This window comes from Agromyces sp. NPDC058136 (assembly GCF_042884375.1).
Lineage (GTDB): Bacteria > Actinomycetota > Actinomycetes > Actinomycetales > Microbacteriaceae > Agromyces.
The window spans coordinates 637,394-652,717 of sequence record NZ_JBHVUA010000001.1 but is presented as its reverse complement, the minus strand read 5'-3'; the positions used below and the strand labels follow the sequence as shown (position 1 = coordinate 652,717).

The following is a 15,324-nucleotide window of genomic DNA, read 5'->3' as shown; positions in this document are numbered from 1 at the left end:
GTCAGATCAGCCCGCGGAGGAACTCCTCGGGCGAGACCCCTTCGGCGCGCGCCCGCTGCACGAGGCGTTCGTGCTCCTCGGTCGAGAGTTCTACCGTGAGGGTCTGCCACGCGTCGGGCGCCTCGTCGAGGTCGAAGAGCGTCGCGGGCACCTCGTCGGCGTCGCTCACCGCATCGTCGGCGGTGTCGTCGATCTCGTCGACCGCTTCGTCGATTTCAGGGCCGGATGCCACGCGCTCGCCGCCGTCCGACCAGCCGGGGCCCGAGGGCACGGGCCGCCCGCTCTTGAACGCCTCGGCGGCCGCCCGCGCGCGCTCGTCGGCGGCCTCGTTCATCGGGTGGCCGACGTGGCCCTTCACCCATTCGAAGCGGTAGCGGCGACCGACGAGTTCGGCGTCGAGCTCCTTCAGGATCTCGACGTTCATGACGGGCTTGCCGTCGGCCTTGCGCCAGCCCTTGCGCTTCCATCCGGGCATCCACTTCGTCACCGAGTTGATGACGTACTGGCTGTCGCACTGCACGAGCAGCTCGTCGTCGAGGTGCGCGGTCGCGCGGAACAGCTCGAGCACTGCGGTGAGCTCGCCGACGTTGTTGGTGCTGTGCTTCCACCCGCCGGCGGCCCAGCGCTCGTCGTCGACGTACCAGGCCCAGCCCGCCGGGCCGGGGTTGCCGAGGGCCGAGCCGTCTGCGGCGGCGATGATCATGCGTCCTCCTGCGTTTCGCGTGCGGCGCCAATGCTATCGGCGTGCACTGACGCAGGCCCGCCGAATGGTGGAACCCGCATTCGAGAGCGACGAAGCAGCAGGTAGGGTGACTCGTGCGCGAGAAGCGCACGGCTGCGGAAGAGGTGGGTGCCATCGAGGTCGACTTCAACAATCTTGCCCTGGCGGAGCAGGTGCTCGAGCGGCAGGGCGACCACAGTCGCGCCGTCAAGCAGCACCTCCGCCAATACGCGACACTCGACGCGGGCGACATGGGGCTCATCCTGCAGATGCTCCTCCCGATCAACGACGCGCTCCTCGACGTCGCGGACCAGGCGCTCGACCTCTCGGCGCGGGTCTTCGACGAGGGCGCCTCGCGCATGGGGCAGACCCGCGAGAGCTACGTCTCGGCCGAGCGCGAGGCGCATGACCGCATCGGCGCGGTCGCCCGCCAGCTCGGGCTGAACCCGTCGCCCTACGCCCCGCCCGCCTCGCCCACGCTGGGCGCGCCGCTGAACGGCGCGCCGTCGCGCTACGGCGAGCCCGACGGCAATCTCTTCAACCAGGCCTTCTGGGACGGCTACAGCGCAGGGGAGTGGGCCCAGGAGACCGGCAGCCGGGCCGGCGACCGCGTCCGCGACGGGCTCTCCGGCCCGCGCGACGTGACGGAGGCCTGCGACGTGCGTTCCTTCCTCGTCACGCCGCACGCCGACGATCCCGAGATCGAGAACATCCGCTGGAGTGCGGGCGTCATCTTCGGCGGCGTCGACTGGATCTTCGAGAAGCTGTTCGGCTACTCGCTGCTCGAGGAGATCACGAAGCCCTTCACCGGCAACTGGACCCGGATGAAGGAGGGGGCCTTCGCGTGGACGCACACGAGCGACGCGCTCAACGGCCTCTCGCAGAATGCCGCGGGGCTGCTCCCGTCGATGGCGAGCTGGACGGGCAAGGGGTCCGAGGCGTTCCTCGTCGCCGCGACCGCCACCTCGCAGGCGCACGGCGTGCTCAGCGGGCCGGCCGGCACGGTGTCGACGATGCTCAAGGGGCTCGCCATCGCCGCGAAGGAGGCGGCGAAGCTGATCCTCAAGATCCTGCGCAAGATCCAGGACCGCCTGCTCATCCTCGCCGCCGAGGCCGCGATCCCGATCGCGGGCTGGGTGGCCGCGGCGGTCACCGCCGGCATCAGCCTCGTCGATCTGACGCAGGACGTGCTCAAGGCGTACAAGTACGTGAACATCGTGTACGACGTCGTGTCGGGAATGGTCTCCGGGATCTCAAACCTCTCCGACTCTGCGTTCCGGATGGCGGATCTCGCCGAGGGCCTCGCCCGCGGCGCGGCAGCGAGGGTGTGATGGACGTCAACGAAATGCTCCGAGAGGCGCTCGAGCGGCTCGCCGAGGCCGAGGCCGAGCTCGACGCGGAGATCGAGGCCGAACGCGCGCAGAACGATGAGGCGCGCGAGCAGCTCGCGGCCCGTGCGCGCAAGGGCGAACTCGGCGCCGACTGGCAGCGGGTGCAGCAGCGGATCGATCTCGGCGAGACCTCGCTCGAGGCGGTCTTCACCGGCGGCGACGACTCGCAGGCGGCGCGCGCGCTGCGCGACCGTTCGCAGCAGCAGATGCAGGACCTCGCGGACGAGTGGCGCGAGGCCGACGAGCAGGGCGACGGCGAGGAGCCGAGCCCCGCGGCCGTCGTCTCGCACGCGTCGGCGGAGTCGGCGGCCGCCCACGACGCCGCGGCCGCGCGGATCGCCGAGGCGCTCCGCTCGATCCGTCGCACCGCGCACGACGACAACGCCTGAGAAGAAGGGAACGCACCGTGTCTGATTTCCGTGTGACCCCCGAGACGCTCAGCGGCTCGGCATCGACGTTGAGCGGCGTCCACGCCGAGCTCAGCGCTCAGCTCGACCGACTGCGCACCTCGGCCAACGCGCTCGCAGGCCAATGGGACGGCGCCGCCCAGCAGGCGTTCGTGAGCCGGTACTCGGCATGGAGCGCCGAGCTCGACCACCTCTCCGCGGTGCTCGAGCTGACGTCCGCCGCGGCTGCCGACGTCTCCGAGATCTACCGGAACGCCGACGAGCGCGTCGGCGCGCTCTGGGGAATGTGAGCGTGTCGGCCGACGACGCCCGCTTCCTCGAGCTGCAGCACCAGGGGGCCCTCACCGGGCGGCGTCTCGTGCTGCGGTTCACCCCCGCCGATTCTGTGCAGCTCGGTGTCGACCAGTTGCTCGCTCAAGGCTTCGTCCGTCGCGAGGAGGACCTCGACGCGTCCCTGCGCGCCGAGGGCTCGCCCTGGACGGCGCAGGCGGTGCGCATCGGCGACCGCGGGAAGTCGTGGCGCCGTGGCATCGTCGCCGACCTGCTCGAGGACTTCGTGCCGATCGACCTCGTCCCTGGCCTCCGTCGCGCGATCGCGCCGACGGTCGTCGTCGTCGCGGCCCGAGCGCTTCCCGAGGCGCAGACCGAGCTCTTCGTGGTGCCGCTGAGCACGCGCAAGGGCGACCCCACGGCGGGTTTCGGCGCGGCTCCGCTCGTGCGCACCGCCATCGCGGGGGTGCGCACGGTCGCCGAGGAGGCCGACGCATTCGTCTCCGCCGACGCGCCGATCGCCGGGGTCTCCGATCCGCAGAACCCGGTCTCCCGGAAGAAGGCGACGCAGCTGCTCGGGTCCCTCTGACCGTGTCGGTGGCCGCGCGTAGACTCGTCGGGTGAATCTGCAGGGTCTGAACACGGCGCTTTCGCGCGCCTCCACCATCGACGGCGCCCTCTCCGAGGCCCTGCTGAGCGCCGACTTCTCGGCCCCGGCCGGGCTCGACGCCCCGCTGCTGGCGGGCCTGCTCTCGCGGCGCGTCGAGGCGGGGCATCCGCCCGCCCTGCTCGTCGTCACCGCGACGAGCCGCGAGGGCGAGGCGATGCGCGCCTCGCTCGCGCCGTATCTGCCGGGCGACGCCGAGATCCTCGAGTTCCCCGCATGGGAGACGCTGCCGCACGAGCGCCTCTCGCCGAGCGCCGAGACGGTCGGTCGGCGACTGCACGCCCTGCGCCGCATGCGCGAGTGGTCGGCGTCGGCCGCGAAGCATCCGCTCGTCATCGTCGCCTCGGTGCGCGCCGCCCTGCAGCCGCTCGCCGACAACCTCGCCGACCGCGCCCCCATCGAGCTCGTGCAGGGCGCCCGCGGGCACGAGCTCTCCAAGCTCGCCGTCGAGCTCGTCGACCTCGCCTACGCGCGGGTCGACATGGTCGCCCGACGCGGCGAGTTCGCCGTCCGCGGCGGCATCCTCGACGTGTTCCCGCCGACCGCCGACCACCCGGTGCGCGTCGAGTTCTTCGGCGACGAGGTCGAAGAGCTGCGCGCCTTCTCGGTGGCCGACCAGCGCTCGCTGCCCGAACCCGTCGAACGCGTCGTGCTCTCGCCGAGCCGCGAACTCCTGCTCACCGAGCAGGTGCGCCAGCGCGCCCGCGAGATGGTGCACGAGTTCCCGAGCCTCTCGGCCCTGCTCGAGAAGGTCGCCGAGGGCATCCCGGTCGAGGGCATGGAGTCGCTCGCGCCCGCGCTGCTCGACCGGCTCGTCTCGATCGCCCACTACCTGCCAGAGGGCGCGGCGGTCGCGGTGCTCGAACCCGAGCGCGTCGCGGGCCGCGCCGTGAGCCTCGGCGAGACGAACCGCGAGTTCCTCTCGGCCGCGTGGATGGCGGCGACCCATGGCGCGGAGGCGCCCATCGACCTCGCGGCGGGCGACTTCCTCACCGTGCGCGCGCTCCGCGACGCCACGCTCTACAGCGCCCCCGGCGAGCCCGACCCGGCCCGCGTGTGGTGGAACTTCTCGAGCTTCGACCTCGGCGACGCCGCCGAAGTGGTCGCTGCGGCCGGAGCCGCGGGCGGTGCGGTGGCCGGCGACGCCGCCGAGCAGGCGGCGCGTGCGGCCGCAGCCACCCGGCGGGTCGCGGCGAACGCGATGCCGAGCTTCCAGGGCAACGTCGAGGGCGCGGTCGAGCACGTCGGCGAGCGCCTCCGCGAGGGCTGGTCGCTCGTCATGGCCTCGGCGGGGCACGGCCTCGTCGAGCGCGCCCGCGACGTGCTCGCCGAGGCGGGCCTCGCGGCACGCATCGTCGACGAGACGCCCGACGAGTTCGAGGCCGGTGTCGCCTACCTCGTGCAGGCCGACGCGGCCCGCGGCTTCGAGGTGCCCGAGGCGAAGCTCGGCCTCATCGCCGAGGCCGAGTTCTACGGTCGTGCCGCCGGCTACGACGCGCGGCAGGGCAAGAAGCTCGCGACGCGTCGACGCAACGTCGTCGACCCGCTCCAGCTCAAGGCCGGCGACTACGTGGTGCACCAGACCCACGGCATCGGCAAGTTCGTCGAGATGGTGCAGCGCGAGGTGGCGACCGGCACGCGGCCCAAGGGGCCGAGCCGCACCGCCGGCATCCAGCAGCAGCCCACCTCGGTGCGCGAGTACCTCGTGCTCGAGTACGCGGCGTCGAAGCGCGGGCAGGCGGGCGACCGCCTCTTCGTGCCGACCGACCAGCTCGACCTGCTCTCGCGGTACGTCGGCGGCGAGGCGCCGTCGCTGTCGAAGATGGGCGGCAGCGACTGGTCGCAGGCGAAGAACAAGGCCCGCAAGGCGGTGCGCGACATCGCCGTCGAGCTCGTGAAGCTCTACTCGGCGCGCATGGCCGCGAAGGGGCACGCCTTCGGCCCCGACACCCCGTGGCAGCAGGAGCTCGAGGAGGCGTTCCCGTTCGTCGAGACGAACGACCAGCTGCAGACCATCGACGAGGTGAAGGCCGACATGGAGCGGCCCATCCCGATGGACCGCCTGCTCGCCGGCGACGTCGGCTTCGGCAAGACCGAGGTCGCGGTGCGTGCCGCGTTCAAGGCCATCCAGGACGGCAAGCAGGCCGCGATGCTCGTCCCGACGACCCTGCTCGCGAAGCAGCACCTCGAGACGTTCAGCGAGCGCTTCGCCGGGTTCCCGGTGCGGGTGCGCCCGCTCAGCCGGTTCCAGACCGACAAGGAGGTGCGCGAAACGCTCGCGGGTCTCGCCGACGGCACCGTCGACATGGTCATCGGAACCCACCGCATCCTCACCGAGAAGGTGCAGTTCAAAGACCTCGGCCTCATGATCATCGACGAAGAGCAGCGGTTCGGCGTCGAGCACAAGGACGCGCTGAAGAAGCTGAAGACGAACGTCGACATCCTCGCGATGAGCGCGACGCCCATTCCGCGCACCCTCGAGATGGCCGTCACCGGGATCCGCGAGATGTCGACCCTCGCGACGCCCCCCGAGGACCGCCACCCGATCCTCACCTTCGTGGGGCCGTACTCCGAGCAGCAGGTGGGTGCCGCGATCCGTCGCGAGATGCTGCGCGAAGGCCAGGTCTTCTTCGTGCACAACCGGGTCTCGTCGATCAACCGGGTCGCCGCGCAGCTCGCGGAGCTCGTGCCCGAGGCGCGCATCGCCGTCGCTCACGGCCAGCTCAACGAGCACGTGCTCGAGCAGATCGTGAACGACTTCTGGGAGCGCAAGTTCGACGTGCTCGTCTCGACGACGATCATCGAGACGGGCCTCGACATCTCGAACGCGAACACGATCATCATCGACAAGGCCGACAAGTACGGGCTCAGCCAGCTGCACCAGCTGCGCGGGCGCGTCGGTCGCGGTCGCGAGCGGGCGTACGCGTACTTCCTCTACGACCCGGCGAAGCCGCTCTCCGAGACGGCGCACGACCGGCTCTCCACGATCGCCGCGAACAACGAGCTCGGCGGCGGCATGCAGATCGCCTTGAAGGACCTCGAGATCCGCGGCGCGGGCAACCTGCTCGGCGCCGAGCAGGCCGGGCACATCGCGGGCGTCGGGTTCGACCTGTACCTGCGGATGATCGGCGAGGCGGTGTCCGCGTTCCGCGGCGACGTCGCCGAGGGGCAGACCGAGCTGCGCCTCGAGCTCCCGGTGGATGCGCACATCCCCGAGGAGTACGTCGACAGCGAGCGGCTGCGCCTCGAGGCGTACCAGAAGCTCTCGGCCGCGAGTGCGCCGTCGGCGAAGCCGGAGCAGATCGACACGGTGATCGAGGAGCTCGTCGACCGCTACGGCACCCCGCCCGAACAGGTACAGCACCTCATCGCCGTCTCGCGCCTGCGCCGGCAGGCGCAGCTCGCGGGGCTCAGCGACCTGCTCGCGACCGGGTCGAAGCTGCGCATCGCGCCCGCGAAGATCCCCGATTCGCGTCGCGTGCGTCTCGAGCGCATGTACCAGGGTGCCAAGCACTTCGCGCAGAACGACGTCATCCTCGTGCCGTTCCCGATGCCGGGCGGCGAGATGCTGCCCGACGCCGAGCTCATCGAGTGGGTGTCGCGGCTCGTCACGAACATCTTCGAGCCGAGCGACGGGACGGCGGCGCCGCCGGTCTCGGCGGTCTGAGCTCCGCCACGACCTCGGAGATCACCACCGGTTCGGACCGATCGGTGCCGATGCGACCGAGGTTGCGGCGATCTCCGATGGTGTGGCGGGCCTCAGGGCTTCAGGTGCCCCCACTCGGCGAGGAACTCCTCGACGGTGAGCGCCTCGAGGTCGTCGTTGATCTGCCGGAGCAGCGCATCGGCCTCCTCGAGGCTGCCTGCGCTCGTGCGGATGACGGGGGCTCCGGTGTCGGTGCGCGTCACGATGAGGTCGGCGATGGAGGGCCCGCCGAGACCGGTCGCCTCGCCGCCGACGAGGAGCATCAGGTGCACGGCCTTGCGGATGCCACGGAGTCGCCGTTCGTGCAGCGCCGCAGTGAGATGACGGGCGGCGGGGTCGAATCCCTCGGCGTGCTCGCCGCCGGGCGTCTGCTGCCCGCTCATCGCGAGAACGCCCCGCCCGGCCCGGCCTGCGCCCCGCTTCGTCGGTACTGCGCCGAACGGACGCTGACGAGCACGCCGGACACGACGATCGCAATGCCCGAGCCGAGCAGCACGGCGAGGGTGCCCTCGTCGGCGACCTCGGGGAGCCCGGCGAAGGCGAGCTCGTTCATCAGCAGTGACACGGTGAAGCCGATGCCGCCGAGCGCGCCGACGATGAGCAGGTCGCCCATCGTGAGCGGGGTGCCCGAGCGGCGTCGCGCGATGAGCCCGCCGATGCCGCCGGCGAGCATGATGCCGATGATCTTGCCGACGGGCAGGCCCACGAGGATGCCCCAGAACGCCGGGTCGAGCTCGCTCGGCTGCACCTGCGGGATGGCGACCATCGCCGCCGAGAACGCGAACAGCGGCAGGATCACGCCGTTCGACCAGGGCTCGAGGGCGTGCACCGCGCGGCCGCCGGGGCGCCGGGCCATGACGAGGCCGAGGGCGACGCCCGCGATGGTCGCGTGCACGCCCGAACGGTAGGTGAAGTACCAGGCGAGCACGCCGAGCACCACGAGCAGCAGCATGATCGGCCACTGCGCGCGACGCGAGAGGATCCAGTTCGAGCGCGGCTTCAGGAGCTTGCTCACCGCCCCGAACAGGGCGATCGCGATGCCCGCGAAGCCGATCGAGGCGAGGTCGGCGTCGCTCGTGAAGAAGAACGCGATGATGAGGATCGCGATGAGGTCGTCGAGCACCGCGAGCGCGAGGAGGAACACGCGCACGCGCGTCGGGATCCACGTGCCGAACACGGCGAGCACGCCGAGCGCGAAGGCGATGTCGGTCGCCGTGGGGATGGGCCAGCCGTCGACCGTCGGCGTGCCGGCGGTGAAGCCGATGAAGATGAGCGCGGGCACGACGACCCCGCCGACGGCGGCGATCGCGGGCAGCAGTGCCTTCGAGAGGCTGTTGAGCTCGCCGATGACGAGTTCGCGCTTCAGCTCGACGGCGACGATGAAGAAGAAGATCGCGAGGAGGCCGTCGCTGATCCAGTGCCCGATCGACAGGTCGAGCCCGATCCACGACAGGTCGAGGTGCGTGTCGTTCAGCTCGATGAGCGCGGGGCCGGCGGCGGTGTTCGCGAGGAGCAGGCCGAGCGCCGCGGCGATGAGGAGCAGGCCCGCGGACCAGCGCTCGGATCGGAGGAAGTTCATGGGACCCCAGTTCGGGAAGTCGCGTGCACGTACGGACCGAGGCCGTGAGGTGACGCCGAAGGACGATGACGACGGTCTCCCGCCGGCCGACCAGACTTCCCGGCACTCCGCGATCGAGTCTATCGGGCGGCCGCCGGGCACATCGGGCGGCGCGCGCCGGGCGCGCACGGGGCGGCACGCGCACCTCTTCGCCGCGCCTACGCTTGAGCGGTGACCCTCTCGCTCTGGGCGACGCTCCTCGCCGCCTGCTTCGTCATCAGCTTCACGCCGGGCGCGGGGGCGATCAACACGATGGGCAACTCGCTCGCGCACGGGTTCCGGCGTTCCATCTGGGGCATCCTCGGGCAGCAGGCTGCGCTCGTCGTGCACATCCTCATCGTCGCCGCGGGCGTCGGCGTCCTCGTCGCGAGCTCGCCGATCGCGTTCGAGGTGATCCGCTATGCGGGCGCGGCCTACCTCGTCTACCTCGGCATCCGGCAGTTGATCGCGAAGCCCCGCCCGGTCGACGAGCCCGACGTCGCAGGCGGCGATGAAGCGGGCGGGGCGGATGCCTCGGTGCAGGCGCCGGCCGCGGCCCCCGAGTCGCGCTGGTCGATGTTCCGCAGGGGCCTCTGGGTGAACCTCCTGAACCCGAAGGCGATCGTGTTCTTCCTCGCCTTCCTCCCGCAGTTCATCCGCCCGAACGAGCCGCTGCTGCCGCAGTACCTCGTGGTCGCGGCGACGGTGATCGCGGTCGACGTGATCGTCATGTGGGGCTTCTTCGCGCTCGCCGCGCACGGCATGCGCCGCTTCACCCGATCCGTGCGGGGGCAGCGCGTCATGAACACCGTCTTCGGCGTGCTGTTCATCGGCGTGGGCCTGTTGCTCGCCCTCGTGCACTGAACCGACGAGAGCCGAGCCACCGAGCACTGCGGCTTCGTGCGGCGGTCGGGGCCGCCGCCTAGGCTGCCGGTATGAGCGCACCGCAGCCAGCACCCCACCCCGGCCTCGACGAGCTCGTCGCCACCGTCGCCCTGCTGCGCGCCCCCGGCGGGTGCCCGTGGGACGCCGACCAGACCCACGAGTCGCTCGTGCAGTACCTCGTCGAGGAGTGCTGGGAGCTCATCGACGCGATCGAGGCGGGTGACCGCGCCGAGATGCTCGAAGAGCTCGGCGACGTGCTCTACCAGGTGCTCTTCCACGCCGACATCGCCGCGCACACAGGCGACGAGCGCTTCGACATCGACGACGTCGCCCGGCACATGACGGCCAAGATGGTGTCGCGGCATCCGCACGTCTTCGGCGACCGCGAGGCCGAGACCGCCGACGACGTCGTCGCCTTCTGGGAGGACCTGAAGGCCGACGAGAAGCCGCATCGCACGAGCGTGCTCGACGGGGTCCCGCGCGGCATGCCGGCGCTCGCGCTCGCGCGCAAGGTGCTCGGCAAGGCCGAGAACGCGGGGGTGGCGGCGTCGGATGCCCCGTGGCCGACGCCCGCGGAACACGCCGTCGTCGCACCCGCCACGGAGGAGGAGCTCGGCCGGCAGCTGTTCGGGCTCGTGGCATCCGCCCGTGCACAGGGCCTCGACGCCGAGCGCGCGCTGCGCGCCGCCGTGCGCGAGTTCGAGGCCGAGGTGCGCCGCACCGAGCAGCCCTCGCCGGTCGAGTAGCGCAGCGTATCGAGACCCTGTCGCCGTGGTCTCGATACGGTCGCTTCGCTCCCTACTCGACCGACTTGTCCCTCGCTCGGCTCAGGCGATGCGGCTCCCTGCCGCGAGCCGCCGCGCGGGAACCTCGGTGCGCCGCCACGCCCACGCGAGCGCACCCGCGCCGAGCAGCACGTGGATGGCGAGGCCGACGAACCACGACGGCACCGAGCGGTCGTAGATCTCCTGGGTGGTCTCGTAGTCCACGTCGCCGGTGTAGCCGTACGCGCCGTACTCGCGCCACTCCGTGCACTCGTCGTACACGGTCTCGAGCTCGGGGGCGTGCTGCGCCTGGCGCACTCCCACCGCGATCCAGCCGAACAGGTCGCGCGGCGAGCCGTGCTCGTCGAAGGCTCCCGGCGCGGCGTCAGCGACGACGACGTACGGGTTCGCCGCGAGGACGCCCCACACGTAGTCGAACCGCGGCGTCCGGGACTCGGAGACCTCGGGCGGCAGGCACGGCACCTCCTCGCCCTCGGGCACCGTGCCGTCCTCGTCGAGCCGGTCGTAGTCGACCCTGATGTAGGTGTGCGTCGTCGGCGACTGCATCGCGAAACCGCCGAGCGCGAACGCGATGACCGTGCCGATCGAGAGCGCCGCGACGACGAGGTATGTGACGACCACCGAGAACAGCGGGCGCGTCAGCACACCCGACAGGCCGACGCCGATCGCCGCGATCACGCCGACCTCGATCGCCAGCACGAGCAGCGACACTGCGATCGTCGAGGCCTCCACCTGCCCGAGCACGACCCCGAACACGAGGAACGGCACCGAGGCCGCGAGGAACGCGAGCGCCGTCATCCACGCCGCCAACCACTTGCCGACGACGAGCTGCGCCGTCGTGACGAGGGTGACCTGCGTCGTCGCGAGGGTGCCCGCCTCGCGCTCGCCGTTGATCGCGTTGCCGCTCAGCGCGGGGGAGACGAGCGTGCCAAGCAGCAGCACGAAGAACACGACCGTCGAGAACACGCCGCCGCCGCCCGTGTCCCACGCGTTCGTCGCGACGACGACGAGCGCCGTGACCGCCGTGACGAGCAGCACGAACACGCCGAGCAGCACGTACCAGGCGACGCCCCGTACCCGCTGCCTGAGGTCGAGCACGACGATGAGCCACATGCCCTGCAGGAACCCGCTCATGCCCCGCCTCCCTCGCGGCCGGGATCGTGCTCGTCGCCGTCGGGCGCCCGCGCCTCGCGGTTGAGGTCGTGGAAGACGTGCTCGAGGTCGCCGACCGCCGGGGCGAACGAGGAGATCGGCACCCCCGAGCCGACGAGGTGCGCGACGAGCTGCGCCGCATCCTCCTCGCTCGCGAGCGGCACGACGGTGCCCGCGCGGTCGGCGACGGCGACCTCCCCGAAGCCCGCGGCCGCGAGCGCCGCGGCGAGGCGTTCTGCGTCGAGCGATCGGATGCGCCAGCTTCGCGCGGTCCGGCCCGCGCGGGCGACCTCCTCGGGGGCGGCGGTCGTGCCCGCCGCGAGATAGACCGCGGTGTCGGCCATCTCCTCGAGCTCGGCGAGCACGTGGCTCGACACGAGGATCGTCTTGCCCTCGCCGGCGAGCCGGCGCACGAGTTCGCGCAGCTGCGTGCGCGCGCCGGGGTCGAGCCCCGAGGCCGGTTCGTCGAGGAGGAGCACCTCGGGGTCGTGCACGAGCGCACGGGCGAGGCTCAGACGCTGCTTCTGCCCTCGCGAGAGCACCCGGGTGGGCTGTTCGGCGAGCGGGGCGAGGTCGACGAGGTCGATGAGCTGCTGCGCACGGCGGGATGCCTCGTCGACACCCATCCCGTACATGCGGCCGCTCGTGGCGAGTGCGGTGCGCACCGACAGCGTCGGCCAGGAGCCGAGCACGTCGGGCATCCAGCCCATGCGTCGCCGCACCTGGTGGGGTTCGGTGACGGGGTCGTACCCCGCGACGCGGATCGTCCCGGTGTCGGGGGCGAGCAGGGTCGCGAGCATCAGGAGCAGCGTCGTCTTCCCGGCGCCGTTCGGGCCGATGAGCCCGGCGACCGTGCCGGGCGCGACCTCGAAGCTCGCCCGCCTGACCGCGTGCACCTCGCCGAACGAACGTGCGGCCTGCTGCACCGTGATGCCCGCCATCGTGCCCCTTCCCCGGGTGAGACGGGGCCTCGCACCGAGGCGACCCGCACAACTGGAAGAATGGCACGCATGGCCGCTTCCGTCACTCCTCCGCGCGGCATGCGCGACTTCCTCCCCGCCGAGAAGGCCCGCCGCGAGCACGCCCTCGGCGTGATCCGCGGCGTCTACGCGGCGCACGGCTTCGACGAGATCGAAACCCCCGTGATGGAGGACTCGAGCCGCCTGCACGCCGGCCTCGGCGGCGACAACGAGAAGCTCGCCTTCGCGGTGATGAAGCGCGGCCTCACGTCCGACGACCTCGCGGCGGCCGCGGCATCCGGCGATGCCCTCGCCCTCGCCGACCTCGGCCTGCGCTACGACCTGACCGTGCCGCTCGCCCGCTTCTACGCGACGCACCGTGCGGCGCTGCCGCCCGTGTTCCGCTCGATCCAGATCGCACCCGTGTGGCGCGCCGAGCGCCCGCAGAAGGGCCGCTACCGCCAGTTCGTGCAGTGCGACATCGACATCATCGGCGAGGCGGGGCAGCTCGCCGAGCTCGAACTGCTCACCGCGACCGTCGCGACGCTCGACGCGCTCGGGCTCACGGGCACGACGATCCGCATCAACGACCGGCGCATCCTGCAGGGCATCCTCGCCTCGTGGGGCGTCGACGAGGCGCTGCGCGAGCGCGCCCTCATCACGGTCGACAAGCTCGACAAGATCGGCGTCGCGGGCGTCGCCGCCGAACTCGCCGAGACGGGCGCCGTCTCGGCCGACGTCGACGTGGCGACCGCGCTCGGGGGGCTCACGACCGCCGACTGGCACCTCCACGACGGCATCGCTCCGCCGCCCGCGTGGCTCGACCAGGCCGCGTACGCCGACCTCCTCGCGCTCCGCGCCGCGCTGCCCGAGGCGTCGATCGAGTTCGACCCGACGCTCGTGCGCGGCATGGGCTACTACACCGGCACGATCTTCGAGATCGCGCACCCCGGGTTCGGCTACTCGCTCGGCGGCGGCGGCCGCTACGACGGCATGATCGGCCGATTCCTCGGGCAGGACGTCCCGGCCTGCGGCTTCTCGATCGGCTTCGAGCGCATCGTCGACCTCCTCGAGATCGACGACGACGCGCGCCCGCGCGCGATCGTGCTCGTCTACGACGGGGATGTCCCGCAGGGGCGCCTGCTCGCCCTCAAGGCCGAGCTCGTGGCATCCGGAACCCGCGTTCGTCTCGAACGCCGCGTGAAGAACTTCCGGGCGCTGCTCGACCGGGTGACCGCCGACGGCTTCGACGCCTTCGCGACGGTGACCGCGGCGACCGAGGGCGCGGCGTCGCTCGAGTTCCGCGAGCTCCGCGCGTAGCGGCGCTCGTCGAGGGGTGATCCGGCGTCAATCTGCGCATGGATCGCGCCAACTTCGCCCACCCGGTCGCGGTCGGGATCGGGCGCAAGCGCGAGACATCCTCGACCTCTAGACTTGTCCGCGGATCACGACGGAGTCTTCCACCCAGTCACCCCACCACACGAGGAGTCCACTGTGGCATTCATCGAAGCTGTAGGCGCGCGCGAGATTCTCGATTCGCGCGGCAACCCGACCGTCGAGGTGGAGGTGCTGCTCGACGACGGCACCCTGGCCCGCGCGGCGGTGCCCTCGGGCGCCTCGACCGGCGCATTCGAGGCCTACGAGCTGCGCGACGGCGACGCCGACCGCTACCTCGGCAAGGGCGTGCAGAAGGCCGTCGACGCCGTGCTCGACCAGCTCGGCCCGGCCATCGAAGACCTCGACGCGAGCGACCAGCGCCTCGTCGACGCCGCGCTCATCGAGGCCGACGGCACCGACAACAAGAGCGCGCTCGGCGCGAACGCCATCCTCGGCGTCTCGCTCGCCGTCGCGAAGGCGGCCGCCGACGCCGCCGACCTGCCGCTCTTCCGCTACCTCGGCGGCCCGAACGCGCACGTGCTGCCCGTGCCGATGATGAACATCATCAACGGCGGCGCGCACGCCGACACCGGCGTCGACATCCAGGAGTTCATGGTGCTGCCGATCGGCGCGCCGACGTACTCCGAGGGCCTCCGCTGGGGCGTCGAGACCTACCACTCGCTGAAGAGCCTGCTGAAGTCGAAGGGCCTCTCGACGGGCCTCGGCGACGAGGGCGGCTTCGCCCCCGACTTCGAGCACAACCGCGCCGCGCTCGACTTCATCTCGGAGGCCGTTGAGAAGGCCGGCTTCACGCTCGGCACCGACATCGCGCTCGGCCTCGACGTCGCCGCATCCGAGTTCTTCGAGAACGGCGTCTACCGCTTCGAGGGCAAGGACCGCACCTCGGCCGAGATGAGCGCGTACTACGCCGAGCTCGCCGCCGCGTACCCCCTCATCTCGATCGAGGACCCCCTGGACGAGGCCGACTGGGAGGGCTGGACGGCCCTCACCGCCGAGCTCGGGCAGAAGCTCCAGCTCGTCGGCGACGACCTGTTCGTCACGAACCCGAAGCGCCTCGCCGACGGCATCGCGAAGCACGCGGGCAACTCGATCCTCGTGAAGGTCAACCAGATCGGCACCCTGACCGAGACCCTCGACGCCGTGTCGCTCGCGCAGCGCTCGGGCTACACCGCGGTGCTCTCGCACCGTTCGGGCGAGACCGAGGACACCACGATCGCCGACCTCGCGGTCGCGACCAACTGCGGTCAGATCAAGACGGGCGCGCCCGCCCGCTCGGAGCGCGTCGCGAAGTACAATCAGCTTCTGAGGATCGAAGAAGAGCTCGGTGAGGCCGCGGTGTACGCCGGTCGCACGGCGTTCCCGCGCTTCACGGCGTGACAGCGTAGC

General features: G+C 71.6%; 14 protein-coding genes. 9 read left to right on the top strand and 5 right to left on the bottom strand.

The features are described from left to right. Nucleotide 1: 1 nt before the first annotated feature. Complete coding sequence (locus ACFVTX_RS03040) at nt 2-703, bottom strand: RNase H family protein (protein WP_386897922.1); 702 nt, start codon at nt 701-703, stop codon at nt 2-4. 113 nt (nt 704-816) lie between these two features. On the opposite strand from ACFVTX_RS03040, the gene ACFVTX_RS03035 reads away from it, so the two are divergent. Genes ACFVTX_RS03035 through mfd form a run of 5 tightly spaced genes read left to right on the top strand, consistent with a single transcriptional unit; the run spans nt 817 to nt 7,123 of the window. Further along, nucleotides 817-2,052, top strand: a complete 1,236-nt coding sequence (locus tag ACFVTX_RS03035) for a hypothetical protein (protein ID WP_386897920.1) — start codon at nt 817-819, stop codon at nt 2,050-2,052. Continuing rightward, nucleotides 2,052-2,501: a hypothetical protein gene (locus ACFVTX_RS03030; protein WP_386897918.1), complete on the top strand. Its 450-nt coding sequence runs from the start codon at nt 2,052-2,054 to the stop codon at nt 2,499-2,501. Before ACFVTX_RS03035 ends, ACFVTX_RS03030 begins: the two co-directional genes overlap by 1 nt. A 17-nt stretch (nt 2,502-2,518) precedes the next feature. Next, a complete protein-coding gene (locus ACFVTX_RS03025) occupies nt 2,519-2,809 on the top strand; it encodes a WXG100 family type VII secretion target (protein WP_386897916.1) in 291 nt (96 codons plus the stop codon). Between the two features lie 2 nt (nt 2,810-2,811). Next, the gene (locus tag ACFVTX_RS03020) at nt 2,812-3,378 is read left to right on the top strand and encodes a hypothetical protein (protein WP_386897914.1); all 567 of its coding nucleotides are present in this window, start codon (nt 2,812-2,814) and stop codon (nt 3,376-3,378) included. 31 nt (nt 3,379-3,409) lie between these two features. Beyond that, nucleotides 3,410-7,123: a transcription-repair coupling factor gene (mfd, locus tag ACFVTX_RS03015; RefSeq protein ID WP_386897912.1), complete on the top strand. Its 3,714-nt coding sequence runs from the start codon at nt 3,410-3,412 to the stop codon at nt 7,121-7,123. A 92-nt stretch (nt 7,124-7,215) separates the two neighbouring features. On the opposite strand, the gene ACFVTX_RS03010 is transcribed toward mfd, so the two are convergent. Together ACFVTX_RS03010 and ACFVTX_RS03005 are read right to left on the bottom strand one after the other, a co-directional pair. Beyond that, nucleotides 7,216-7,545, bottom strand: coding sequence for a hypothetical protein (locus ACFVTX_RS03010; protein WP_386897911.1), 330 nt, complete (start codon nt 7,543-7,545; stop codon nt 7,216-7,218). Continuing rightward, nucleotides 7,542-8,741, bottom strand: a complete 1,200-nt coding sequence (locus ACFVTX_RS03005; RefSeq protein WP_386897909.1) for a Na+/H+ antiporter NhaA — start codon at nt 8,739-8,741, stop codon at nt 7,542-7,544. The genes ACFVTX_RS03010 and ACFVTX_RS03005 overlap by 4 nt, the downstream gene beginning before the upstream one ends. 210 nt (nt 8,742-8,951) lie before the next feature. Between ACFVTX_RS03005 and ACFVTX_RS03000 the strand changes: the two genes are divergently transcribed. Both ACFVTX_RS03000 and ACFVTX_RS02995 read left to right on the top strand, forming a co-directional pair. Further along, on the top strand, nt 8,952-9,623 hold the full coding sequence (locus tag ACFVTX_RS03000) for a LysE family transporter (protein ID WP_386897907.1): 672 nt from the start codon (nt 8,952-8,954) through the stop codon (nt 9,621-9,623). Nucleotides 9,624-9,694: 71 nt separating this feature from the next. After that, nucleotides 9,695-10,390, top strand: a complete 696-nt coding sequence (locus ACFVTX_RS02995) for a MazG family protein (protein ID WP_386897905.1) — start codon at nt 9,695-9,697, stop codon at nt 10,388-10,390. 81 nt (nt 10,391-10,471) lie between these two features. Here ACFVTX_RS02995 and ACFVTX_RS02990 read toward each other — a convergent pair whose 3' ends face one another. Together ACFVTX_RS02990 and ACFVTX_RS02985 are read right to left on the bottom strand one after the other, a co-directional pair. Further along, the gene (locus ACFVTX_RS02990) at nt 10,472-11,563 is read right to left on the bottom strand and encodes an ABC transporter permease (RefSeq protein WP_386897903.1); all 1,092 of its coding nucleotides are present in this window, start codon (nt 11,561-11,563) and stop codon (nt 10,472-10,474) included. Next, a complete protein-coding gene (locus ACFVTX_RS02985) occupies nt 11,560-12,522 on the bottom strand; it encodes an ABC transporter ATP-binding protein (protein ID WP_386897901.1) in 963 nt (320 codons plus the stop codon). Before ACFVTX_RS02985 ends, ACFVTX_RS02990 begins: the two co-directional genes overlap by 4 nt. 69 nt (nt 12,523-12,591) lie before the next feature. Here ACFVTX_RS02985 and hisS point away from each other — a divergent pair, with 69 nt between their 5' ends. Together hisS and eno are read left to right on the top strand one after the other, a co-directional pair. Continuing rightward, the gene (gene hisS, locus ACFVTX_RS02980) at nt 12,592-13,860 is read left to right on the top strand and encodes a histidine--tRNA ligase (RefSeq protein WP_386897900.1); all 1,269 of its coding nucleotides are present in this window, start codon (nt 12,592-12,594) and stop codon (nt 13,858-13,860) included. Nucleotides 13,861-14,034: 174 nt separating this feature from the next. After that, nucleotides 14,035-15,315: a phosphopyruvate hydratase gene (eno, locus tag ACFVTX_RS02975; protein WP_376947243.1), complete on the top strand. Its 1,281-nt coding sequence runs from the start codon at nt 14,035-14,037 to the stop codon at nt 15,313-15,315. Nucleotides 15,316-15,324: the final 9 nt, after the last annotated feature.